Source organism: Micromonospora sp. CPCC 205739 (assembly GCF_036906795.1).
In the GTDB taxonomy this organism is placed as follows: Bacteria; Actinomycetota; Actinomycetes; order Mycobacteriales; family Micromonosporaceae; genus Micromonospora.
Genome location: NZ_JBAKHS010000020.1, coordinates 18408 through 40051 on the forward strand (window position 1 = coordinate 18408; position 21644 = coordinate 40051).

At 74.0% G+C, this 21644-nt stretch carries 20 protein-coding genes; 11 read left to right on the forward strand and 9 right to left on the reverse strand.

Annotation, left to right across the window (positions count from 1 at the left end; all coding sequences use genetic code 11):
- The first annotated feature begins 139 nt into the window (after positions 1 to 139).
- On the forward strand, positions 140 to 2152 hold the full coding sequence (locus V6U88_RS24000) for a carboxypeptidase-like regulatory domain-containing protein (RefSeq protein ID WP_334456334.1): 2013 nt from the start codon (positions 140 to 142) through the stop codon (positions 2150 to 2152).
- 62 nt (positions 2153 to 2214) lie between these two features.
- Here V6U88_RS24000 and V6U88_RS24005 read toward each other — a convergent pair whose 3' ends face one another.
- From V6U88_RS24005 to purS, 4 genes are all read right to left on the reverse strand, one after another.
- Positions 2215 to 2970, reverse strand: coding sequence for a 2-phosphosulfolactate phosphatase (locus V6U88_RS24005; protein WP_334456336.1), 756 nt, complete (start codon positions 2968 to 2970; stop codon positions 2215 to 2217).
- Positions 2971 to 2974: 4 nt separating this feature from the next.
- Positions 2975 to 5740, reverse strand: a complete 2766-nt coding sequence (gene purL, locus V6U88_RS24010; protein ID WP_334456338.1) for a phosphoribosylformylglycinamidine synthase subunit PurL — start codon at positions 5738 to 5740, stop codon at positions 2975 to 2977.
- Positions 5741 to 5810: 70 nt separating this feature from the next.
- Positions 5811 to 6494 carry a phosphoribosylformylglycinamidine synthase subunit PurQ gene (purQ, locus tag V6U88_RS24015; RefSeq protein WP_334456340.1) on the reverse strand — a complete coding sequence of 228 codons (684 nt, stop codon included), beginning with the start codon at positions 6492 to 6494 and terminating at the stop codon, positions 5811 to 5813.
- Positions 6491 to 6754 (reverse strand): phosphoribosylformylglycinamidine synthase subunit PurS, encoded by a 264-nt coding sequence (gene purS / locus V6U88_RS24020; RefSeq protein ID WP_334456342.1) that lies wholly within the window; start codon positions 6752 to 6754, stop codon positions 6491 to 6493. The genes purQ and purS overlap by 4 nt, the downstream gene beginning before the upstream one ends.
- Before the next feature lie 464 nt (positions 6755 to 7218).
- Here purS and V6U88_RS24025 point away from each other — a divergent pair, with 464 nt between their 5' ends.
- Positions 7219 to 7902, forward strand: coding sequence for a S1 family peptidase (locus tag V6U88_RS24025; protein WP_334456344.1), 684 nt, complete (start codon positions 7219 to 7221; stop codon positions 7900 to 7902).
- 23 nt (positions 7903 to 7925) lie between these two features.
- The gene (locus tag V6U88_RS24030) at positions 7926 to 8492 is read left to right on the forward strand and encodes a YbjQ family protein (RefSeq protein ID WP_334456481.1); all 567 of its coding nucleotides are present in this window, start codon (positions 7926 to 7928) and stop codon (positions 8490 to 8492) included.
- 62 nt (positions 8493 to 8554) lie between these two features.
- Here the strand turns inward: V6U88_RS24030 and purB are convergent, their stop codons facing one another.
- The 3 genes from purB to V6U88_RS24045 form a co-directional block, all read right to left on the reverse strand.
- Positions 8555 to 9979, reverse strand: coding sequence for an adenylosuccinate lyase (purB, locus tag V6U88_RS24035; protein WP_334456345.1), 1425 nt, complete (start codon positions 9977 to 9979; stop codon positions 8555 to 8557).
- Between the two features lie 85 nt (positions 9980 to 10064).
- Positions 10065 to 10799, reverse strand: coding sequence for a hypothetical protein (locus V6U88_RS24040; protein ID WP_334456346.1), 735 nt, complete (start codon positions 10797 to 10799; stop codon positions 10065 to 10067).
- Positions 10796 to 11299, reverse strand: a complete 504-nt coding sequence (locus tag V6U88_RS24045) for a SigE family RNA polymerase sigma factor (RefSeq protein WP_334456348.1) — start codon at positions 11297 to 11299, stop codon at positions 10796 to 10798. Before V6U88_RS24045 ends, V6U88_RS24040 begins: the two co-directional genes overlap by 4 nt.
- A 143-nt stretch (positions 11300 to 11442) precedes the next feature.
- Here V6U88_RS24045 and V6U88_RS24050 point away from each other — a divergent pair, with 143 nt between their 5' ends.
- A complete protein-coding gene (locus V6U88_RS24050) occupies positions 11443 to 12237 on the forward strand; it encodes a DUF3152 domain-containing protein (RefSeq protein ID WP_334456349.1) in 795 nt (264 codons plus the stop codon).
- Positions 12238 to 12303: 66 nt separating this feature from the next.
- Here the strand turns inward: V6U88_RS24050 and V6U88_RS24055 are convergent, their stop codons facing one another.
- Positions 12304 to 13596, reverse strand: coding sequence for an acetyl-CoA C-acetyltransferase (locus tag V6U88_RS24055; RefSeq protein ID WP_334456351.1), 1293 nt, complete (start codon positions 13594 to 13596; stop codon positions 12304 to 12306).
- A gap of 56 nt (positions 13597 to 13652) precedes the next feature.
- Here V6U88_RS24055 and V6U88_RS24060 point away from each other — a divergent pair, with 56 nt between their 5' ends.
- The 7 genes from V6U88_RS24060 to V6U88_RS24090 all read left to right on the forward strand — a co-directional run bounded on the left by V6U88_RS24060 (position 13653) and on the right by V6U88_RS24090 (position 20821).
- On the forward strand, positions 13653 to 15023 hold the full coding sequence (locus V6U88_RS24060) for a 3-oxoacyl-ACP reductase (protein WP_334456353.1): 1371 nt from the start codon (positions 13653 to 13655) through the stop codon (positions 15021 to 15023).
- A complete protein-coding gene (locus tag V6U88_RS24065; protein WP_334456355.1) occupies positions 15023 to 16081 on the forward strand; it encodes a MaoC/PaaZ C-terminal domain-containing protein in 1059 nt (352 codons plus the stop codon). Before V6U88_RS24060 ends, V6U88_RS24065 begins: the two co-directional genes overlap by 1 nt.
- An 81-nt stretch (positions 16082 to 16162) precedes the next feature.
- Positions 16163 to 16915: an NUDIX hydrolase gene (locus V6U88_RS24070; RefSeq protein WP_334456356.1), complete on the forward strand. Its 753-nt coding sequence runs from the start codon at positions 16163 to 16165 to the stop codon at positions 16913 to 16915.
- The gene (locus V6U88_RS24075; RefSeq protein WP_334456357.1) at positions 16912 to 17880 is read left to right on the forward strand and encodes a serine/threonine protein kinase; all 969 of its coding nucleotides are present in this window, start codon (positions 16912 to 16914) and stop codon (positions 17878 to 17880) included. Before V6U88_RS24070 ends, V6U88_RS24075 begins: the two co-directional genes overlap by 4 nt.
- 8 nt (positions 17881 to 17888) lie before the next feature.
- A complete protein-coding gene (locus tag V6U88_RS24080) occupies positions 17889 to 18848 on the forward strand; it encodes a hypothetical protein (RefSeq protein ID WP_334456358.1) in 960 nt (319 codons plus the stop codon).
- On the forward strand, positions 18845 to 20155 hold the full coding sequence (locus tag V6U88_RS24085) for an adenylosuccinate synthetase (RefSeq protein ID WP_334456359.1): 1311 nt from the start codon (positions 18845 to 18847) through the stop codon (positions 20153 to 20155). The genes V6U88_RS24080 and V6U88_RS24085 overlap by 4 nt, the downstream gene beginning before the upstream one ends.
- 48 nt (positions 20156 to 20203) lie before the next feature.
- A complete protein-coding gene (locus V6U88_RS24090; RefSeq protein WP_334456360.1) occupies positions 20204 to 20821 on the forward strand; it encodes a DedA family protein in 618 nt (205 codons plus the stop codon).
- Between the two features lie 117 nt (positions 20822 to 20938).
- On the opposite strand, the gene V6U88_RS24095 is transcribed toward V6U88_RS24090, so the two are convergent.
- Complete coding sequence (locus tag V6U88_RS24095; RefSeq protein WP_334456361.1) at positions 20939 to 21577, reverse strand: TetR/AcrR family transcriptional regulator; 639 nt, start codon at positions 21575 to 21577, stop codon at positions 20939 to 20941.
- Positions 21578 to 21644: the final 67 nt, after the last annotated feature.

Sequence of the window (21644 nt, forward strand, 5' to 3'; positions counted from 1 at the left end):
GACTCGTTGACACCGGCCCTGACGCTGGCCCTGGGTCGCGCTGATCCGGTCAGACAAGGCATAGTTGCCGACGGCGTATTCGTACCGTGATGATCCCGGGCCGACCCGGCCCGGGGAGTCAGTCCGGAAGGCGGTGGACGTGTCAACACACCGACGTGCCTGGAAGCAGCGGGCCGGTGTGGTCGTAGCGCTGGTTGCCAGCGCCCTGCTCACCGTCCCCGCCACACCAGCTCTCGCAGCCAAGATCACCTCTTCGGACGGCTCGGTCACCATCGACGCCGGCCGTAGCAGCCGCATCAGTGTCCAGGTCAATCCGGACGACGGCGAGACGACGGCGAACGTCAGCGTCACCGGTCTTCCGCAAGGCGTCAGCTGCGGCGGCTGCGGGGAGGTCAGCTTCGGCCTGATTCCCGGGTCGCAGCGGGTGACGCTGACCCTGTCGGCCAGTGACGACGCGCCGGCGGCAAACGGGGTCCGGGCGACCGTGCGCGTCGAGGGTGAGGGCGGCTCCGATTCCAGGCCGCTCAGCGTGACCGTGAAGGCCAAGGCGGCCCCGACGACCACCCCGCCGCAGGAGAACCAGACGGTCAAGTCGATCTCCGGCAAGGTGGTTGTGGCCGCCAACAGCGAGGCGGTGCCCAACGCGATCGTGATGCTGCGCGACTCGCAGGGCCACCAGTACCAGACCACCAGCGACGGCAGCGGCAACTACCGCTTCAGCGGCTCCAGCTCGCAGCCGATCAGCCCCGGCCGGATCGACCTCGGCGCCACCAAGGACAACATCAAGGCGACCAAGACGTTCAACGCGAGCGCCGGGGACAGCCTGACCGGCCAGCGGATCGCCCTGGCGCTCAAGGTGGAGGTCTCCCCGAGCGCCACGCCGTCGGCGACCGAGGAGCCGCTGGCCACCGACGAGGCGACCGACGAGGCCACCGATGAGAGCGCCGAGGCGGCTGCTCCCGGGCAGTCCCAGGCCGCGTCCGACGACGGCGGCGGCGCCGGCTCCTTCATCATCATCCTGCTCGGCGGCCTGCTCGTCGCGGCCGGCGTCGGCACGATCGTGCTGCTCTGGATGCGGCGCAAGAACGCCGACGAGGAGGACGACGACGCCCCGGCCGGCGCCGCCGCCGCAGGCGCGGTTCCCGGCGCGCGAGGCGCGTTCCGGGGAGCCGACGACCAGACCCGCGTGGTCAACCGGGTCGGTGCGGCCGGACCGGACCCGACCATGGTCGGCGGCACCTCGCTCAGCGACGCGCCGACGATGATGCACCGTCCGGTCGTGGACGACGTCCCGCCGGACCCGTACGGGGCTCCGCCGCAGGCGTACGGCGCCGCGGGCGCCGCGCCGGGCGGCTGGGCCGGCAACGGCTACGGCGACGAGCCCGCCCCGGGCGGGTACGGCCAGCAGGGCGGCTACGGCAACGCGCCCTCCTCCGGCGGCGGTTACGGCGCCGCCGGGTCCGCGGACGCCGGTTACGGCGCGGCCGGTGCGGCGGCGGGTGCCTACGGTGCCGCGCCCTCCTCCGGTGGCGGCTACGGCAGCCGGGACTACGACGCCCCGGCCGACGGGCCCGGCTACGCCGCCCCGAACCAGGGCGGCGGCTACGGCGAGCGCTACGACGAGCCCACCGGCCGGTACACCGGGGAGAGCACCGGCGCGTACGCCCCGGCGGCCGACCCGTACCCGACCAGCACCTACCAGCCGGAGCAGGGGCACGGCTACGGCGAGCCCGACCCGGCGCCGTACGGCCGGGGCCAGGAGCCGGCCGGCGGTTACGGCGGCGGCAACGGCTACGGCGGGCAGGGCGGCTACGACGCCGGCGCGCCGCAGCAGGGTTACGACAACGGGTACGGCGCTGCCCCGGGCGGCTACGACCAGCAGGGCGGCGGCGGATACGGCGCCCCCCAGCAGGGCGGGTACGACCAGCAGGGCGGCGGGTACGGCGCCCCGCAGCAGGGCGGATACGGCCAGCAGGGCGGCTACGACCAGGAGCCCCCGCAGCAGCGCAGCGGCGGTTACGACGACCGCGGCTACGACCAGCAGCAGGGCGGCGGCTACTACGGCGACCAGGCCCAGGCGGGCCGGGCGCGACCGGACGCGGCGCCGCAGCAGGATCGCGGCGGCCGCCGCCTCGACTGGCTGGACGACTGACCCGCAGGAGCGACAGGAAAGGGCCGCCCGGATCACCGGGCGGCCCTTTCTGCTTGATCTGCTCAGCCTGCGGAGAAGACACCCTGGCGCAGCACCGGCACCACCTCGGAGACGCCGATCTGCACGGCGACCTCCACGTCGCCGGCGAAGCCGCCCTCGATCAGTTCCCGGCCGGAGACGCAGCCGCGCACCGCCGCCGGAACGTCGGGGGTGCTGGCCAGCGCGGCGAGCGCCATCGCCGCCTCCACGGAGAGTCCACCCGGTACGCCGGAGATGGCGTCCAGCACGCTGGCCGCGCCCAGCTGGTCCTCCACCGACGGGCGCAGCGAGCCGTCCGGCCAGCGTTCGCCGGCGGCCACCACGCCCACCGGGGCGTCGGTCGAGCCGTACCCCTGGTGGCGCAGCCAACGCCCGACGGCGCGGGCGTTGCGCAGGCACGCCGCGACCACCGGCAGGCCGGTGGCGCTGGCGGCGGCGCTGATCGCGGAGCCGTTCGGCGACGGGAGCACCAGGTCGGTCACGACCGGCGCGGTGCTCAACGCCGCCGGCGAGAGCGACCACGGGTGCTCCGGGGTGGTCTGCCGGCGGCCCACCGCGGCGACCGCGCCGACCCGCCGCCCGTAGTCCGCCGCCTGCTCACCCCAGGGGAACGGGTGCACCCGCATGCCCCGGCCGACCGCCACCTCGACGGCGGTGGTGAACGAGAGCACGTCCACCACCACCAGGACGGCGCAGACCCGGCCGAGTTCGGCCGCCCCGGTCAGCCCCCAGTCGAAGCGGGCGCCGGAGCCGGGTTGGACATGGACGGCTGCGGCCAAGGCCTCAGCGCTTGTCGGACGCGGCGGACTGCTCGTCGTCGCCCGGGTCGGCCGGGGCCGCCGGAGCGTCGGGAGCCGTCGCATCTGCGGTGACCTCCGTGGTCGGACGCTCCTGCTCCGCCGCCTCGGCACCGGTGGCCTCGTCGACGGCGGCCTCGGACCGGGGCGACCCGTCGACGGCGGCCGGCTCCGGCTGCGCCTCGGCATCGGCCGGCTCGGCATCCTCGGCGGTCGGCACGTCCACCGGCTGCGCGGCGGTGGCCGGCGCGACGGTGGTGGTGCCGGTCCGGGTCGCCTCGACCTCGACCTGGGCCGCCTCCGGGCCGCCGAAGAGCCGGGGCAGGGTGGCGGTGTGCGCCTGGCGCAGCTCGTCCAGGCCGATCCGGAACTGGCCGTGCACCTCCAGGGCGCGGCTCGCCGAGTCGGTCACGCCGATCAGCTCCCACGGCACGCCACGCTCGGTGCAGAGGGCGGTGAACGCCTTCTCGTGACCGCGCGGCACCGAGACCAGCACCCGGCCGGCCGACTCGCTGAACAGGAAGACGAACGGCAGCGACCCGTCGGCGAACCGCTCCGGCACGCCGATCCGGGCGCCGACCCCGCGCCGCAGGCACGACTCGACCAGGCTCTGGGCGAGACCACCGTCGGAGAGGTCGTGCGCAGAGCTGAGGTGACCCACCCGGGCCGCCTCGGCCATCAGCTCGGCCAGCACCCGCTCGCGGGCCAGGTCGACCTGCGGCGGCATGCCGCCCAGGTGCTCGTGGGTCACCCAGGCCCACTCCGAGCCGGAGAGCTCCACGTGCGTGTCACCGAGCAGGAAGAGCTGGTCGTGGTCGCCGCCGCCACGCGGGACGAAGCCCATCGGCACCCGGTCGGCGACGTTGTCCAGCACGCCGAGCACGCCGACCACCGGGGTCGGGTGGATCGCGGCGGCGCCGGTCTGGTTGTAGAAGCTGACGTTGCCGCCGGTCACCGGGATGCCCAGTTCGAGGCAGCCGTCGGCCAGGCCGCGCACGGCCTCGGCGAACTGCCACATCACGCCCGGGTCCTCCGGCGAGCCGAAGTTGAGGCAGTTGGTCACGGCGATCGGCTTCGCGCCGGTCACCGCCACGTTCCGGTACGCCTCGGCCAGCGCCAGCTTCGTCCCGTTGTACGGGTCGAGGCGGGCGTACCGGCCGTTGCCGTCCACCGACAGGGCCACACCGAGGCCGGTGCGCTCGTCGATCCGGATCACGCCGGAGTCCTCCGGCTGGGCGAGCACGGTGTTGCCCAGCACGTAGCGGTCGTACTGCTCGGTGACCCAGGTCTTGTCGGCCAGGTTGGGCGACGCGATCATGCGGAGCAGGGTCTCCCGCAGCGCCTCCGGCGTGCTCGGCCGGGGCAGCGTCTCGGCCCGGTCGGCCTGCAGCAGGATCAGGTCGGCCGGCTCGCGCATCGGGCGGGCGTAGACCGGGCCGTCGTCCACCAGGGAACCCGGCGGCACGTCGACCACCACGTGGTCGTTCCAGGTGACCAGCAGCCGGCCGGGCTGCCCGTCGGCGGACGGCGCGGTGACCTCACCGATCGCGGTGGCCAGCACGCCCCACTTGTCGGCGGTCTTGAGCACCGCCTCCAGCTTCTCCGGGGTGACGACCAGCAGCATCCGCTCCTGGGACTCGCTGGCCAGGATCTCGTGCGGCTCCATCGAGGGCTCGCGCAGCGGCACCCGCTCCAGCCACACCCGCATGCCGGTGCCGGCCGAGGCGGCGGTCTCGGTGAGCGCGCAGGTCAGGCCCGCGCCGCCCAGGTCCTGGATGCCGACGACCAGCTCGGCGTCGTACAGCTCCAGGCAGGCCTCGATCAGCAGCTTCTCGGTGAACGGGTCACCCACCTGCACGGACGGGCGACGCTGCTCGCTGCCCTCGTCGAAGGTGGCGCTGGCCAGCACCGAGACGCCGCCGATGCCGTCGCGGCCGGTCTTGGCGCCCATCAGCACCACGATGTTGCCGGGGCCGGTGGCGTCCTTCTTCTGCAGCCGGTCGACCGGCAGCACGCCGAGGCAGAGCGCGTTGACCAGCGGGTTGCCCTGGTAGCAGGGGTCGAAGACGACCTCGCCGCCGATGTTGGGCAGGCCCAGGCAGTTGCCGTAGCCACCGACGCCGGCGACCACGCCGGGCAGCACCCGGGCGGTGTCCGGGTGGTCGGCCGCGCCGAAGCGCAGCGGGTCCATCACGGCGACCGGACGGGCGCCCATGGCGAGGATGTCCCGGACGATGCCGCCGACGCCGGTCGCCGCGCCCTGGTACGGCTCGACGAAGCTCGGGTGGTTGTGCGACTCGACCTTGAAGGTGACCGCCAGCTCGTCGGAGACCTGGACCACGCCGGCGTTCTCCCCGATGCCGGCGAGCAGCCGGTCGCTCGGCGGGACCTTCTCGCCGAACTGGCGCAGGTGCACCTTGCTCGACTTGTAGGAGCAGTGCTCGCTCCACATGATCGAGTACATGGCCAGCTCGGCCTGGGTGGGGCGCCGGCCGAGGATGTCCCGGATCCGGTCGTACTCGTCGTCACGCAGGCCCAGCTCGGCGTACGGCTGGAGCTCCTCGGGGGTGCCGGCGGCCTGCGACACGGTGTCCACGCCGGCGGTCCAGTCGGCGGCCGGCGCCGCGTCGACGTGCCGGCCCGCGTCGACCGGGCCGCCCTGCGGCAGCACGGTGGCCACGCGCGGCTCCGCCGGGGCGGCCGGGAAGGCGCCCGGGGTCTCCCGTACGGCCGGGTCCGGATGGGTGGTCATGACGTCTCCTCGCTGCGCTCGTGGCCGCCCGTCGGGCGGTGGAGCCGACCGATGATCCCGCCGCGCACGGTCACGCCGGCGTCCCCACCAGGTGCTTGAGCACCGAGGTGAAGAAGCCGAGGCCGTCCAGGGAGGGGCCGGTGAGCGCCTCCACCGCGTGCTCGGGGTGCGGCATGATGCCGACCACGTTGCCGGCGGGGTTGGTGATCGCGGCGATGTCGCGCTGCGACCCGTTGGGGTTGCCGCCGACGTAGCGGGCGACGACGCGCCCCTCGCCTTCCAGCTCGTCCAGCGTCGCGGTGTCCGCGACGTAGCAGCCCTCGCCGTTCTTGACCGGGATCAGGATCTCCTGGCCGGCCTGGAAGGCGTTCGTCCAGGCGGTGCCGGTCGACTCCACGCGCAGGACCTGGTCCCGGTTGCGGAAATGCAGGTGCTGGTTGCGGGTGAGCGCGCCGGGCAGCAGGTGGGCCTCGCAGAGGATCTGGAAGCCGTTGCAGATGCCGAGCACCGGCAGGCCGCCCTGGGCCGCGTCCACGACCCGCTCCATCACCGGGGCGAACCGGGCGATGGCGCCGCAGCGCAGGTAGTCGCCGTAGGAGAAGCCACCCGGGAGGACGACGGCGTCCACCCCGTGCAGCTCCGCGTCACCGTGCCAGAGCCGGACCGGCTCGGCGCCGGCGATCCGGACGGCCCGGGCCGCGTCCCCGTCGTCGAGCGACCCGGGGAAGGTCACCACACCGACGCGGGCGGTCACTGGTGCGCGTCCACGGTCTCGTCCGCCTCGACCACCCGGACGGTGAAGTCCTCGATGACGGGGTTGGCGAGCAGCTTGTCGGCGATCTCCCGGGCCCGGTCCAGGTCCGGTTCGCCGGTGAACTCGATCTCGATCCGCCTGCCGATCCGGACAGAGGCGACGTCACTGACGCCGAGCCGCGGCAGCGCGTTTGCGACGGCCTGGCCCTGAGGATCGAGGATCTCGGGCTTGAGCATGACGTCGACGACGACGCGAGGCACTGGGCACTCCTGACTGTGTACGCAGTTGGGTGCCGGCCCACTACGGGCGAGCGCAGCCAGCGTACCTGGCAGATTCGGCTCCGGACGCACCGGCCGGGGGCAGTTCAGGCACTGATCAACATAACCACCGGCCCGCACGGAGGGCCGATGCGCGTTCGTTGCCGGGCCGATGCGGTTTCGTTGCCTGCCGCGCGCCCGGCGCACCACCACCACCCCGGTGAGCAGGGGGAATCTCCGGGGACGCGGGCAGGGATGACCGGTTCCCGACAAACAGGGACGAGCATGTCGTGACCCCGGGCCGTCACATCTATTAATCTCAATTAACCCTTGTGAACGGAGCGCGAGCGGCCTACCGTACATCGGCAGATGTCGATGCTTTCGACGCCCTCGACGGGTCACCCCCTCACCCGCCGAGGCCGCTTCAGCCCGGCGACCCCGGGCCTGCCGACAAGGAGTCCCCCGACATGCGCATCCGCCCCCTGCTCGCGGTGCTGACCACCGCGCTCGCCGGCGTCCTCGCCGCCTCGTCCGGCGCCACCGCCGCCCCCGCCGGCCCCCAGCCGATCATCGGTGGCAACACCGTCTCCTCCGCGCCGTGGGCCGCCGCGGTGTTCAGCAACGGCTCCTTCACCTGCTCCGGCAGTGTTATCGCGTCCCAGTGGGTGCTCACCGCCCGGCACTGCATCAACGGCTCGATGTCCGTCCGGATCGGCAGCGTCTACCGCTCCTCGGGCGGCGTGACCCGCACCGTCAGCGCCACCTACAGCCGCTACGACCTCGCCCTGATGCGCCTGTCCAGCCCGGTCAGCACGAGCGCGGTGACGCTGGCCAGCAGCAACCCGCCGATCGGCTCCACCAACTCGATCTACGGCTGGGGCCAGACCTGCTACAGCGGCTGCTCGGCCTCCAGCCAGCTCAAGACCGCCACGGTCCAGGTGACCAGCAACAGCGCCACCGACGCGTACGGCGGGCAGGCGATCCGGAGCACCGAGATCAGTGGCAACGCCTGGCGCGGCGACTCCGGCGGCCCGCAGTTCTACAACGGCCGGCAGGTCGGCGTCGCCTCCACCGCCGACGGCCAGAGCATCCAGAACTACGGCAGCGTCGCGTACAACCGGGCCTGGATCACCTCGGTGGCCGGTGTCTGACGGTTAGCGCCGTGGCGGCGCGGATGGCCGGGCGAGCGCCCGCCGTCCGCGCCGCCTCGTTTTGCAGCATCCGATCAGGTGAACACGGCTCACGAACGGGCCGGGCGTCGACTGACAGCATCGGAAACGTGCTGGTCGTGACGACGGATCAACTGCCTGGCTACGAGATCCGCCAGATCCTCGGCGAAGTGGTCTCATCGATGGCGCGGACCCGGAACCCGTACCGCGAGGGGGTCAAGAACCTGCGCGGTGGCGCGTACGACCCGATGGCGCCGGACAACCTGACCCGGTGGCGCACCGACTCGGTGGCCCGGCTGGGCGAGGAGGCCCTCCGGCTCGGCGCGAACGCCGTGGTGGGCATGCGCTTCGACAGCCGCGACTGCGGCGAGATGTGGATGGAGATCTGCGCGTACGGCACGGCGGTGATCGTCGTACCCAAGGTCCCCGACGTCATGCCGAGCGACCAGCCACTGGTCGCGGCGGAGACCGCCCACGAGCCCGGCTTCACCGAGGCCCCCGGCGGCATCGCGGAGCCGGCGAGCGCCCCCAACCTCTCCTCCGCCGCCGACACCCCCACCCGCAAGTCCTGAGGTCGGCGCCTCATCGCCCCGGCCACGCCGGGACGGGCGGGCCCCGGCGTGGCGTCAGGGGGTCAGAGGATGGGCGGCGGGGAGTAGGTAGCGGCCTCCGGGTGGGCCGTCACGACCGCCGTGATGCGCTTGGTGATCGCGTCGACCTGGGCCTGGGCGGCGCCGGTGAAGGTGGTGGGGTCGGCGACCAGGGCGTCGATCTCGGCGCGGGTCAGGCCCAGGCGGCCGTCGGCGGCGAGCCGGTCGAAGAGGTCGTTCTCGGCGGCGCCCTTCTCGCGCATGGCGAGTGCCACCCCGACCGCGTGCTCCTTGATCACCTCGTGCGCCACCTCCCGGCCGACGCCCCGGCGGACCGCCGCGACGAGGATCTTGGTGGTGGCGAGGAACGGCAGGAACCGCTCCAGCTCCCGGTTGATCACCGCCGGGTACGCCCCGAACTCGTCCAGCACGGTGAGGAAGGTCTGGAAGAGCCCGTCGGCGGCGAAGAACGCGTCCGGCAGGGCGACCCGGCGGACCACCGAGCAGGAGACGTCCCCCTCGTTCCACTGGTCGCCGGCCAGCTCGCCGACCATCGACAGGTAACCCCGGATGATCACGGCGAAGCCGTTCACCCGCTCCGACGAGCGGGTGTTCATCTTGTGCGGCATCGCGCTGGAGCCCACCTGACCGGGCTTGAAGCCCTCGGTGACCAGCTCCTGACCGACCATCAGCCGGATCGTGGTGGCCAGCGAGGACGGCGCGGCGGCGACCTGGGAGAGCGCCGCGAGCACCGCCACGTCGATCGAGCGCGGGTAGACCTGCCCGACGCTGTCCAGCACCCGGCTGAACCCGAGGTGCCCGGCCACCCGGCGCTCCAGCTCGGCCACCTTCTCCGCGTCGCCGTCGAAGAGGTCGAGCTGGTCGGCGGCGGTGCCGACCGGGCCCTTGATGCCGCGCAGCGGGTACCAGTTGATCAGGTCTTCCAGCCGCTCGTACGCGATCAGCAATTCCTCGGCGGCCGACGCGAAGCGCTTGCCCAGCGTGGTGGCCTGCGCGGCGACGTTGTGCGAACGCCCGGTCATCACCAGCCCGGAGTGCTCGTGCGCGAGCCAGGCCAGCCGGGCCAGGGCGGCCACCACCCGGTCCCGGATCAGCTCCAGCGAGCGGCGCACCTGGAGCTGCTCGACGTTCTCGGTGAGGTCCCGGGAGGTCATCCCCTTGTGCACGTGCTCGTGCCCGGCGAGCGCGCTGAACTCCTCGATCCGGGCCTTCACGTCGTGCCGGGTGACCCGCTCCCGCTCGGCGATCGAGGCCAGGTCGACGTCGTCGACCACCCGCTCGTACGCCTCGACCACGCCGTCCGGCACGGCCACACCGAGGTCACGCTGGGCCTTCAGCACGGCGAGCCAGAGCCGCCGCTCCATCCGTACCTTCTCCTCCGGCGACCAGAGGGCGACCAGCTCGGGCGAGGCGTACCGGTTGGCGAGCACGTTCGGGATCGTCGTCACGTACCTCATTCTCTCGTACGCCAGGAGCAGCGCCCGGACCGGGCCGAGGCGCGCCGCGCCGGCACGCCGCGTCAGGATGGCGGTGTCACAACTCCCGGCCCTGCGCGTCGCGGGCGATGATGCCGTCCAGCTGTACGCCGGGGGCGAGCACCTCCGGGTCGAACCAGAAGATCACCACTTGCCGGTCCTCGCTCCACCTCGCCAGCCGGGCGGTGACCTGACGGCCGTCGACCGTGCCGATGATCCGCTCGGCCGGCCCGACGAAGTACCCGAAGGTGGGCACGGGAGGGCGGGTCGACACCGGTCCCGACTGGTCGTAGCCGATCTCGTGGAACCCGGGCCGCCGGTCGCTGCCCGCGACGTCGTTGACGAGGAAATCCGAGGTCAGCTCCCCGCCGGCGGCGCGGCGGCCGGCGACCAACCCGATCTTCACCCGGGGCAGTGCGGGCACGTCGACGGGGACCACGTAGAAGACCCGCTGGTCGTCGCCGTACCGGATCCCGGCGTCCACCACGTCGCCGACCGGCTGCGGCCGCGGCTGCCAAGGGCTCGGGGTGGTGGTCACCGTGGGCCGCGTGGCGGGTGTGGTGACGGCCGGACCCGCGCGGCGATCCGGCTCGGGTGTGCGGGTCCGCTCCACGCCGACCGCGACGCCGACGACGACCACCGCCACCGACAGCGCCACCGCGCCCGCGCCGGCGAGTCGTCGGCGGCGGCGCAGCCGGCGACCCTCGCGCATGATCGTGGTCAGGTCGAGGGCGGTCCGGTCGGTCCGTTCGGTCGTCCGCATGGCCTCGCGGAGCTGCTCCACCTCGTTCATCGGCGCGTCCCGTGGATCTCCGGCGCGTCGGCGCCGGCGGTGCGCAGCTTCTGCAGGGCACGGGAACTGGTGCTCTTGACCGTGCCGACCGATACGTCCAGTTCGCGGGCCACCTGCGCCTCCGGAAGGTCGAAGTAGTAGCGCAGCACGACGATGGCGCGCTCGCGAGGGCTGAGCGTGCCGAGGATGGCGAGCAGCCACCGTCGGGTGGCGACCTCGTCAGCCACGTCCCCACGACGCTGCTCCGGGAGGTCGTCGGTGGGGTACTCGCGCAAGGGCCGCCGCCAGCTGTCGACGAGGTGGTTGACCAGCACCGTCCGGGCGTAGCCGTAGGCGTCGTGGTCGCGGACCCGGGACCACGAGGCGTACGTGCGGACCAGGGCGGTCTGCGCCGCGTCCTCGGCCTGGTGGTGGTTGCCGGTCATCAGGTAAGCGGCGTGCACCAGCCGCCCGGACGCGGCCCGAGCGAACTCGACGAACTCCGCGTCACCCCGAGCCATTGCCGCTCTTTCCGCACCCCACGCCGGACAGGACGAGTGGGGCGGGCGAAAGGTTGAGTCCTCGCGAGATCAACTTTGCGGCCGGGTCGCTCGTCCTCCTCCCTGCGCACCACCAGGCGGCGGTGCGCAGGGAGGGGAGACACATGACGCCGAAGACTACGGGCCGCGCGTGCGCCGGTGCCGTCCCGGTGCTGCTGGCTGCGCTGCTCAGCGGCTGCGCGCAGCCGGCGGCGGGGCAGCCGGCCGCCCGGGCCGCCGGGCCGGCCACCACGACGGCCGCGCCCGCGGCGTCGCCGCCGGTGACCGCCCGGCCGCGGCCCGTCCCGATCACCTACCCCGCGGACGGCGGCGGCCGCTGGCAGATCGCCGCCGGCGAGGCGGCGGCCCCGCGTGGTACCGGCCGGTTGCTGCGCTACCGCGTCGCGGTGGAACGCGACATCCACGGCCTGTCGGTGTCGGCCTTCGCGGCCGACGTCACCGGGACGTTGAACGACCCGCAGGGCTGGACGGCGGACGGGACGCTGCGCCTGCGCCGGGTCGGACCGGGCCAGCCCGCCGACTTCACCATCTACCTCGCCACGCCCGGCACCCGCGACGAGCTCTGCCAACACGGGCCGGACGGCTACACCTCCTGCCGCAACGGCGACCGGGTGGTGCTCAACGTCGCCCGCTGGGTGAAGGGTGTGCCGGGCTACGGCGCGAGCCTCGCCACCTACCGCCGGTACATGGTCAACCACGAGGTCGGGCACCGTCTCGGCCACGGCCACGAGCGGTGCCCGGGACGGGGCCGGCCGGCACCGGTGATGCAGCAGCAGTCGCTGGGCCTGCACGGCTGCACCGCGAACGCCATGCCGTACCTCGACGGTGAGCGGTACGCGGGGCGCTCGGGCGCGTACGACGACCCCATCCCGCCCCGCGAGCGGGGCCGGCCGTCGTGAGCCGGCGAGCGCCAGGTAGGTGGCCGGCCGGGGCCGGTGACGCCCGCCGGAAAGGCGGTGGAACGCTCAGCGCTCCAGGATCGCCGTGACGCCCTGCCCGCCGGCCGCGCAGATGGAGATCAGCCCCCGGCCGCTGCCCTTGCCGTCGAGCAGCTTGGCCAGGGTGGCGACGATCCGGCCGCCGGTGGCGGCGAACGGGTGCCCGGCGGCGAGCGAGGAGCCGTTGACGTTGAGCTTGTCCCGGTCGATCGAGCCGAGCGGGGCGTCCAGGCCCAGCCGGTCCTTGCAGAACTCCGGCGACTCCCAGGCGGCGAGGGTGGCCAGCACCTGCGAGGCGAACGCCTCGTGGATCTCGTAGTAGTCGAAGTCCTGCAAGGTCAGGCCGGCCCGGGCGAGCATCCGGGGCACCGCGTACGCGGGGGCCATCAGCAGCCCCTCGTCGCCGTGCACGAAGTCGACGGCGGCGACCTCCGACCAGGAGAACCAGGCCAGCACCGGCAGGTGGTGCTCCCGCGCCCACTCCTCGGACGCCAGCAGCACGGTCGACGCGCCGTCGGTGAGCGGGGAGGAGTTGCCGGCGGTCATGGTCGCCTGGTCGGCGTCCGGGCCCTTGGCGCCGAAGACCGGCTTGAGCGAGCCGAGCTTCTCCAGCGTGGTGTCCGGGCGGAGGTTCTGGTCCCGGGTCAGCCCCAGGTAGGGCGTCATCAGGTCGTCGAAGAAGCCCCGCTCGTACGCGGCGGCGAGCCGCTGGTGCGACCGGAGCGCCAGCTCGTCCTGCGCCTGCCGGTCGATCTGCCAGCGCCGCGCCGTCTGTGCGGCGTGCTCGCCCATCGACAGCCCGGTACGCGGCTCGGCGTTGCGCGGGATCTCCGGCTTGAACGGCTGGTGCGGCCGCAGCTTGGCGGCGATCTTCAGCCGCTCGCCGAGGGTGCGGGCGGAGTTGAGCTTGAGCAGGGTGCGGCGCATGTCCTCGTTGACGGCCAGGGGCGCGTCGGAGGTGGTGTCGACGCCACCGGCGATGCCCACGTCGATCTGCCCGAGGGCGATCTTGTTGGCGACCAGGATGGCCGCCTCCAGGCCGGTGCCGCAGGCCTGCTGGATGTCGTACGCGGGGGTGTGCGGGTCGAGTTTCGAGCCGAGCACCACCTCGCGGGTGAGGTTGAAGTCCTTCGCGTGCTTGAGCACCGCGCCGGCCACCACCTCGCCGACCCGCTGCCCGGCCAGGCCGAACCGGGCCACCAACCCGTCCAGCGCCGCGCCCAGCATGTCCGCGTTGGACGCGTTCGCGTATCGCGAGTTGGACCGGGCGAAGGGGATGCGGTTGCCGCCGATGACCGCGACCCGCCGGATGCTCTGCACGATCCCGCCTCCGTTTCAGGACTTGCCCACAACCTACTGGCCAGTAGGCTACGCCTATGACCGACAGGTACGCGAGCTTCGTCCAATCGGGGGCCGGCCGCGCGCTGGTCAAGCGCCTCGGGCTGCCCGACCCGCCGCGACTGCGCCGGCACACGCCCGGCGATCCGCTCCTGCCCGGGCCGGCGCTGCTCGGCGCGGCCACCGGCGGCCGGCTCGGCGAGCCGGTCGGAAAGATCCTGACCTTCGCCGGGGTCGAGGTGCGCGATCCCGTGGCCGGCACCACCGCCACCGACGGCACTCCCCAGCGGTACGGCGCGCTGGTCTACGACGCCACCGGCATCACCGACTCCACCGGGCTGCGCCAGCTCTACGACTTCTTCCACCCGCAGGCCCGCTCGGTGCTGCCCAGCGGCCGGGTGATCGTGCTGGGCACCCCGCCGAGCGAGTGCGGCTCGCCGCGCGAGGCCACCGCCCAGCGCGCCCTGGAGGGCCTGACCCGCAGCATCGGCAAGGAGTTCGGCCGCGGGGTCACCGCCCAGCTCGTGTACGTCACCAAGGAGGGCGACGCGGGCACCCTGACCAGCCTCGAATCGACCCTGCGATTCCTCCTGTCCGGCCGCTCCGCGTACGTCTCGGGGCAGGTCGTCCGGGTCGGGGCCGGCACCGCCGAGGCGCCGGCGGACTGGGACGGCCCGCTCGACGGGCAGGTGGTCCTGGTCACCGGGGCGGCCCGGGGCATCGGCGCGGCGCTGGCGAAGGTGCTGGCCCGCGACGGGGCCCAGGTCGTCGCCCTGGACATCCCGGCGGCGGGCGACGAGCTGGCCGCGGTGGCCAACGAGATCGGCGGCAGCGCCGTCCAGCTCGACCTGACCACCCCGGACGCGCCCACCCGGCTCGCCGAGCACCTCGCCGGCCGGCACGGCCGGGTCGACGTGGTGGTGCACAACGCGGGCATCACCCGGGACAAGACGCTCGGCCGGATGGACGCCGACCGGTGGGACCAGGTGCTCGACGTCAACCTCTCCAGCCAGGAGCGGATCAACGACGTGCTGCTGGAACGCGACCTGATCCCGGCCGGCGGCCGGATCGTGGCGGTCTCCTCGATCGCCGGCATCGCCGGCAACCGGGGCCAGACCAACTACGCCACCAGCAAGGCAGGCGTGATCGGGCTGGTCGAGTCGCTGGCCCCGGCGCTGCGCGAGCGCGAGATCAGCGTCAACGCGGTCGCCCCCGGCTTCATCGAGACCCGGCTGACCGCCCGCGTCCCGCTGGCGCTGCGCGAGGCGGGCCGCCGGATGAACAGCATGGCGCAGGGCGGGCTGCCGGTGGACGTGGCCGAGACGATCGGCTGGCTGGCCTGGCCGGCGTCCGGCGCGGTGAGCGGCAACGTGGTCCGGGTCTGCGGCCAGAGTCTGCTGGGGGCGTGATGGCGAGGAAGAAGCGGCCGGAGAACGGCCCGGCGGAGAACCTCTCCGTGGGAGACCTCATCGACGGGCCGACCGAGGTGATCTCGGCGGCGGACCTGGCCGCCGTCCGGGCCGCCTCGTCGGAGCACGACGTGAGCCTGGAAGCCACCCACGACCTGTCGGCGTACGCGACCACGGATCTGTCCGGGTACGCCGCCCCGGCGGGCCGGGCGCGGGTCGAGCTGCCCCGGATGCCGGCGCCCGGCGCGCTCTACCGCCGGGCGCTGCGCGACGCGGTGCCGGTCATCGGCCGGTCCCGCCGCCCGGACGCCCCGCCGCAGGTCGAGCTGGCCGTCGCCGGGAGCACCGTCGACCGGGCGCACCTGGCCGACTACGACCGGGTCTGCGGGTTCCGCCTGGCCGACCGGCTGCCGGCCACGTACCCGCACGTCATGGGTTTCCCGCTGTCGCTGCGGCTGATGACCACGCCGGAGTTCCCGATCGCGCTGACCGGCGTGGTGCACGTGGGCAACCGGATCACCGTGCACCGCCCGATCGAGGCCGGCGAGACGCTGGACTTCGTCACGTACGCGGAGAACCTGCGACCGCACGAGCGGGGACGGCAGATCGACGTCGTCCTGGTCGGGTCGGTCGGTGGCGAGGAGGTCTGGCGGGGCGTCTCGACGTACCTGGGCAAGGAGCGCACGCCCGGCGGCGGTGCGCGGCGCGACCGGGGTGAGCGGCCCGCGCCGCCAGCCGCCACCGCCCGCTGGCGCGTCGAGCCCCGGGTCGGTACGGACTACGCCCGGGTCTCCGGCGACCACAACCCGATCCACACCTCCCGGCTGGGAGCGCGGCTGCTCGGCTTCCCCCGCCCGATCGCGCACGGGATGTGGAGCAAGGCCCGTTGCCTGGCGACGCTGGAGAGCCGGCTGCCGGACGCGTACACGGTGGACGTGGCGTTCAAGCTCCCGGTGCCGCTGCCCGGCACCGTGGCGTTCAGTGCCACCCCGGCCTGGGACTTCGCCCTGCACGACGCGCGGACCGGTCGTCCGCACCTGGTCGGCACCATCCGCTGAACGACGCGAGGGGTTGGCTTTCACCCCGTCGTGCGTTAGGTTGTTCTCACATTGAGTTGTTCTCGAAGTGAGAGAGACGCCGTGAACGAGCAGGACTTCCTCGCCGCGTACGACCCCTCGGCCTACCCCTCGATCGCCGTCACCGTCGACGTGGTCGCGCTGACCATCCGCGACGGCGAGCTGCACCTGCTGCTGATCCGCCGGGGCCAACCGCCGTACGAGGGCCACTGGGCGCTGCCCGGCGGGTTCGTCCGCCCCGACGAGGACCTGGCCACCGGCGCGCGCCGGGAGCTGGCCGAGGAGACCGGGCTCGGCGGCGAACGGCTGCGCCGCGTACACCTGGAACAGCTCGCCAGCTACGGCGCCGTCGACCGCGACCCGCGGATGCGCGTCGTCTCCGTCGCCCACCTCGCCTTCGCGCCCGACCTGCCCGACCCGGCCGCCGGCACCGACGCCGACGAGGCGATCTGGCTGCCGGTGACCGCGCTGACCAGCCGGCAGCTCGCCTTCGACCACGGCCGGATCATCGAAGACGGGCTGGAACGGGCCCGCGCCAAGCTGGAGTACACCCCGCTGGCCACCCGCTTCCTCGACGGCGAGTTCACCATCAGCGAGCTGCGCGCCGTCTACGAGACGGTGTGGGGGCACCCGCTGCACGCCGGCAACTTCCACCGCAAGGTGCTCTCCGTGCCGGGCTTCGTGGAGAGCACCGGCGCCAGCACCGAGCGGGGCGGCGCCCGGGGCGGGCCCCGCGCCAAGCTCTACCGGGCCGGCGACGCCCGGCTGCTGCACCCGGCGCTGCTGCGCCCCGCCCGCGAGGAGACGGTCCGGTGAGGACCGACGAGGCGATCCGGCTGGTCGCGGCGGCTCGCACCGACGAGGAGCTGTTCGGCACGACCGAGCCGGCCCGCCGCTACCGGCGGCTGGTCGCGGCCCTGCACCCCGACCGGCTGGGCGCGGCCGACCCGCGGGTACGCGCCGAGGCCGCCGACGCGCTGGCCCGGGTCATCACCCGGTGGCGGGCCCGAGGCGCGCTCGGCGACTACCGGCTCACCCGCCTCGCCCACGTCGGCGACCTCGCCGACCTGTACGACGTCGGGGCGGACCGGCTGCTCAAGCTGCCCCGCAACCCGGCCGACAACGACCTGATGACCCGTGAGGCGCACGCCCTGCGGGTGATCGAGGATCGCGGCGACCCCCGGCACCTGCCGTACGTGCCCCGACTGGTCGACTCGCTGCGCACCCGCGACCCGGCCACCGGTGTCGAACGGCAGGTCACCGTGCTGGCCACCGCGCCCGGCCTGCGCAGCCTCGACGAGGTGCGCCGGGCGTACCCGGACGGGCTGGACGGCCGCGACGTGGCCTGGATGTGGCGGCGGCTGCTGGTCGCGCTCGGCCTGGCCCACCGGGCCGGCGTGGTGCACGGCGCGGTGCTGCCCCGGCACGTCCTGATCGAGCCCGACGCGCATGGCGTGGTGCTCGTCGACTGGTGCTTCTCGGTGGTCGACGGCGGCACCGTTCCGGCCCTGGTGCCCGGCCACGAGGACTGGTACCCGCCAGAGGTCGTCGCGAGGCGGCCGTGCGGCCCGGGCACCGACATCGCGATGGCCGCCCGCTGCATGACCGACCTGATGGGCGACCGGGCACCGCGCGCGCTGCGCGACTTCGCCGCCGGGTGCCGGCGCCCCGCCCTGAACGCCCGACCCGACGACGCCTGGCGGCTGCTGGGCGAGCTGGACCAGGTACTGGACCGGCAGTACGGGCCGCGCACCTTCCGCCCCTTCACCCTCACCCGTTAGGAGCTGTCATGGGCAGTGGAATCTGGTCCACCGACGTGTACGACGCCGCGGACCGCTACCGCCGGGCCACCGGCGCCAGCGCCTTCTCCTACAGCGACAGCGGGGCGCGCACCGTGCACCCCGCGCTCGACCCCCGCGGCGCGGTGCGGGAGAGCCGCGACTCGGCCGAGCACCCGCAGTCGACCCCGATCGCGGTGCTCTTCGACGTGACCGGCTCGATGGGGCACGTGCCGCGCGTGCTCCAGACCAAGCTGCCGCAGCTGCTCGGCCTGCTGCTGCGGCAGGGCTACGCCCGCGACCCGCAGATCATGTTCGGCGCGATCGGCGACGCCACCTGCGACCGGGTGCCGTTGCAGGTCGGGCAGTTCGAGTCGGACAACCGGATGGACGACGACCTCGGCCGGATCGTGCTGGAGGGTGGCGGCGGCGGGCAGATGACCGAGTCGTACGAGCTGGCGATGTACTTCATGGCCCGGCACACCGCCACCGACAGCTGGGACAAGCGCGGCCGGCGCGGCTACCTGTTCATCATCGGCGACGAACTCGCCTACCCCCGGGTGAAGGCCCGCGAGGTGGCCCGCCTGATCGGTGACGACCTGCGCGAGGACGTCGGGCTGCGGCAGATCGTGGACGAGGTGACCCGCCGCTGGGACACCTACTACCTGCTCCCCGCCGGCAGCCACTACTCCGGCAACGCCACCGTGCTCGACCACTGGCGGGGCCTGCTCGGGCAGCAGGCCGTCGAGCTGGACGACCTGGACGCGGTCTGCGAGACCATCGCGCTGACGATCGGGCTCGGCGAGCAGGCCATCGACCTGGACGAGGGCCTGCGCGACCTGGACCGGGCGGGCTCGACGGCCACCGGCACGGTGTCCAGGGCGCTGGCCCGGCTCGACGGCGGGCGGCGGACCGAGGTGGCCGCGCTGCCGGTCACCCGCACCGACGGTCGCGGGGTCACCCGGCTGTGAACCACGTGATGGTGGTCGACCTCGGCTACGGCGACGCCGGCAAGGGCACCGTCGTGGACTGGCTCTGCGCGACCCGGCCCGTCCACACGGTGGTCCGTTTCAACGGGGGCGCGCAGGCGGCACACAACGTCGTGCTGCGCGACGGGCGACACCACACGTACGCGCAGTTCGGCGCCGGGACGTTCCGCCCCGGCGTCGGTACGCACCTGTCGCGGCACGTGGTGGTGGACCCGCTGGCGCTGGCCGCCGAGGCCGACCACCTCACCTCGGTGGGGGTGCCCGACGCACTCGACCGGCTGACGGTGGACGGGGAGGCGCTGCTGGCCACCCCGTACCACCGGGCCGCGAACCGGGCCCGGGAGACCGCCCGGGGAGCCGACCGGCACGGCTCCTGCGGGCTGGGGGTGGGCGAGGCCGTCGGGTACGGCCTCGCCCACCCGGACGAGGCGCCCCGGGTGGCCGACTGCCGCCGCCCGGCCCTGCTCCGCCGCCGGCTGACCGCGCTGCGGGACCGGCTGACCGCCGAGCTGGGTCCGCTGGACGCGCCGCCGGTCGAGGACTGCCTGCCCGCGTTCACCGGGTTCGCCGCCCGGGTGGCGATCGTCGACCGGTCCTGGCTGGCGGGGGCGCTGCGGGCGGGGACCTGCGTCTTCGAGGGAGCGCAGGGGGTGCTGCTGGACGAGTGGCATGGCTTCCACCCGTACACCACGTGGAGCACGACGACCTTCGCCAACGCCGAGGCGCTGCTGGCCGAGGCGGGCCTGGCCGGGCAGGCGCGGCGGCTGGGCGTCGTACGGGTGGTGACCACCCGGCACGGGCCCGGGCCGCTGGTGACCGAGGACCGGACGCTGCCGCTGACCGACCCGCACAACCCGACCAACCCGTGGCAGGGCCGCTTCCGGTTCGGGCACTTCGACGCGGTGGCCCACCGGTACGCCCTCGCCGTGGCGGGTGGGGTCGACGGCCTCGCCCTCACCCATCTCGACATCGCCGGACCCCGGCTGCGGCTGTGCCGCCGCTACGACGGGATGGACCGGCTGCTGCCCGGCCCGCCGGGCGACCTGGACCGGCAGGCGGCCCTCACCGCCCGCCTGCTGCGGGCCCGGCCGGTCTACGACGACCCGCCCGCCGACTGGGCGGCGGCGGTGGCCGGGGAGCTGGGCGCCCCGGTGGTGCTCACCTCGCACGGCCCCACCGCCGAGGAGAAGACGCCGCACGGCTGGCTGGCCGAGGAAGCCGGGCGCGCCGGCCACCGGGCCGTAGCCGCGGCCGCCGGTAAGTCCGGCCACCGGTCGCCGGTGTCCTGATCCGCCGACTCGGCCCGGGGGCGGTGGCCGAGCCCGGAGCATGAGGGCATGGAGCCCGTGCTCGACCTGTTCCGCCACACGGTCAGCTCGCCGTGGGTGTACCTGGTGATCTTCGCGGTCACCGCGGTCGACGCGTTCTTCCCGGCGGTGCCCGGCGAGACCGTGGTGATCACCGCCGGGGTCCTCGCCGCCGCCGGGGAGCCGAACCTGGTCGCGGTGATCGTGAGCGCCGCGCTCGGCGCGCTCGCCGGTGACCACGTCTCCTACGGCATCGGCCGGGGCGGGGGTGCTCACCGGCTGACCCGGCTCCCCGCGGAGAGCCGCCGCCGGGCCGGCTCCGAGTGGGCCCGCCGGGCCGTGGAGCAGCGCGGCGGGATGATCCTGATGACCGCCCGGTACGTCCCCGGCGGTCGCACCGCGGTCACCCTGACCATGGGCGCGGTCCGCTACCCGCTGCGCTGCTTCCTGCTCTTCGACACCCTCGCGGCCGGCACCTGGGCGACCTACTGCGGCCTGCTGGGCTACTTCGGCGGCCTCGCCTTCGAACGCGATCCGGTCAAGGGCCTGCTCGCCGGGGTCGCCCTCTCCCTGGCGTTGACCGGCCTGCTGGAGGTGGTCCGTCGGCTGCGCCAACGCGCCCACCGCCACCCCGCCGTCCACCGCTGACCCGGCTGCTCCCCGCTGCTCCCATGATCGGGTCGCAATATCCGCGACGACACGCCGTCGAAGCTGCCGGAACTCGTCACCCGATCATGAGCCGCCGGACCAGAGCGAGCGCGGCCCTCAGCTCGCCGGGGGTCGCCAGGTGGCGCCGCGCAGGAGCTGGCCGGCGCCGAGCCAGGCGACGTTCATCATCCGGGTGGCGGTCTTCTCCGGGTCGGCCTCGGGGTGGTCGGCGAGCCAGTCGGCCAGCGACTCGGTGGCGCCGACCAGGGCGTACGCGACGACCTCCAGCTCGGTCTCGCCCACCTCGCGCCCCTCGGCGCGCAGCGCGTGGTCGAGCATCCCCGCGACGACCTCGACCAGGCGGGCGCGCATCGCGGCCAGCTCCCCGGCGAACGGCTGCGAGCCCCGGGCCTGCCGGTAGAGCACCGCCCAGCCGTCCCGGTGCGCCCCGACGAAGCCGAAGAAGGCACGCAGCCCACGCCAGAGCCGTTCGTCGGCGGGCAGGTCGGGTGCGGCCGCCCCGGCGATCGCCTGCATCATCCGGGTGCCCTCACGGTGCAGGCAGGCGACGAAGAGCTCCTCCTTGGTGCCGAGGTAGGCGTAGACCATCGGCTTGGAGATGCCGGCGTCCTCGGCGATCTCGTCCATGCTGGCGGCGTGGAAGCCGCGCCGGGAGAAGACCTTGACCGCGGCGTCGAGCATCTGCTGCTCGCGTACGGCCCGGGGTAGGCGCTTGAACGTGGGTGTGCTGGACACTCTTGCGAGCATACCTACTCGTGCGTAAGGTTACGCCCGAGTAACCAAAGTCGGCCCGCCCGAGAGG

What these genes read in the sequence shown, in the direction of transcription:
- purL (WP_334456338.1), bottom strand. Translation starts at nt 5,740, where the DNA reads ATGACCACCCATCCGGACCCGGCCGTACGGGAGACCCCGGGCGCCTTC.
- V6U88_RS24025 (WP_334456344.1), top strand. Translation starts at nt 7,219, where the DNA reads ATGCGCATCCGCCCCCTGCTCGCGGTGCTGACCACCGCGCTCGCCGGC.
- V6U88_RS24030 (WP_334456481.1), top strand. Translation starts at nt 7,926, where the DNA reads ATGGCCGGGCGAGCGCCCGCCGTCCGCGCCGCCTCGTTTTGCAGCATC.
- V6U88_RS24040 (WP_334456346.1), bottom strand. Translation starts at nt 10,799, where the DNA reads ATGAACGAGGTGGAGCAGCTCCGCGAGGCCATGCGGACGACCGAACGG.
- V6U88_RS24045 (WP_334456348.1), bottom strand. Translation starts at nt 11,299, where the DNA reads ATGGCTCGGGGTGACGCGGAGTTCGTCGAGTTCGCTCGGGCCGCGTCC.
- V6U88_RS24050 (WP_334456349.1), top strand. Translation starts at nt 11,443, where the DNA reads ATGACGCCGAAGACTACGGGCCGCGCGTGCGCCGGTGCCGTCCCGGTG.
- V6U88_RS24060 (WP_334456353.1), top strand. Translation starts at nt 13,653, where the DNA reads ATGACCGACAGGTACGCGAGCTTCGTCCAATCGGGGGCCGGCCGCGCG.
- V6U88_RS24065 (WP_334456355.1), top strand. Translation starts at nt 15,023, where the DNA reads ATGGCGAGGAAGAAGCGGCCGGAGAACGGCCCGGCGGAGAACCTCTCC.
- V6U88_RS24080 (WP_334456358.1), top strand. Translation starts at nt 17,889, where the DNA reads ATGGGCAGTGGAATCTGGTCCACCGACGTGTACGACGCCGCGGACCGC.
- V6U88_RS24090 (WP_334456360.1), top strand. Translation starts at nt 20,204, where the DNA reads ATGGAGCCCGTGCTCGACCTGTTCCGCCACACGGTCAGCTCGCCGTGG.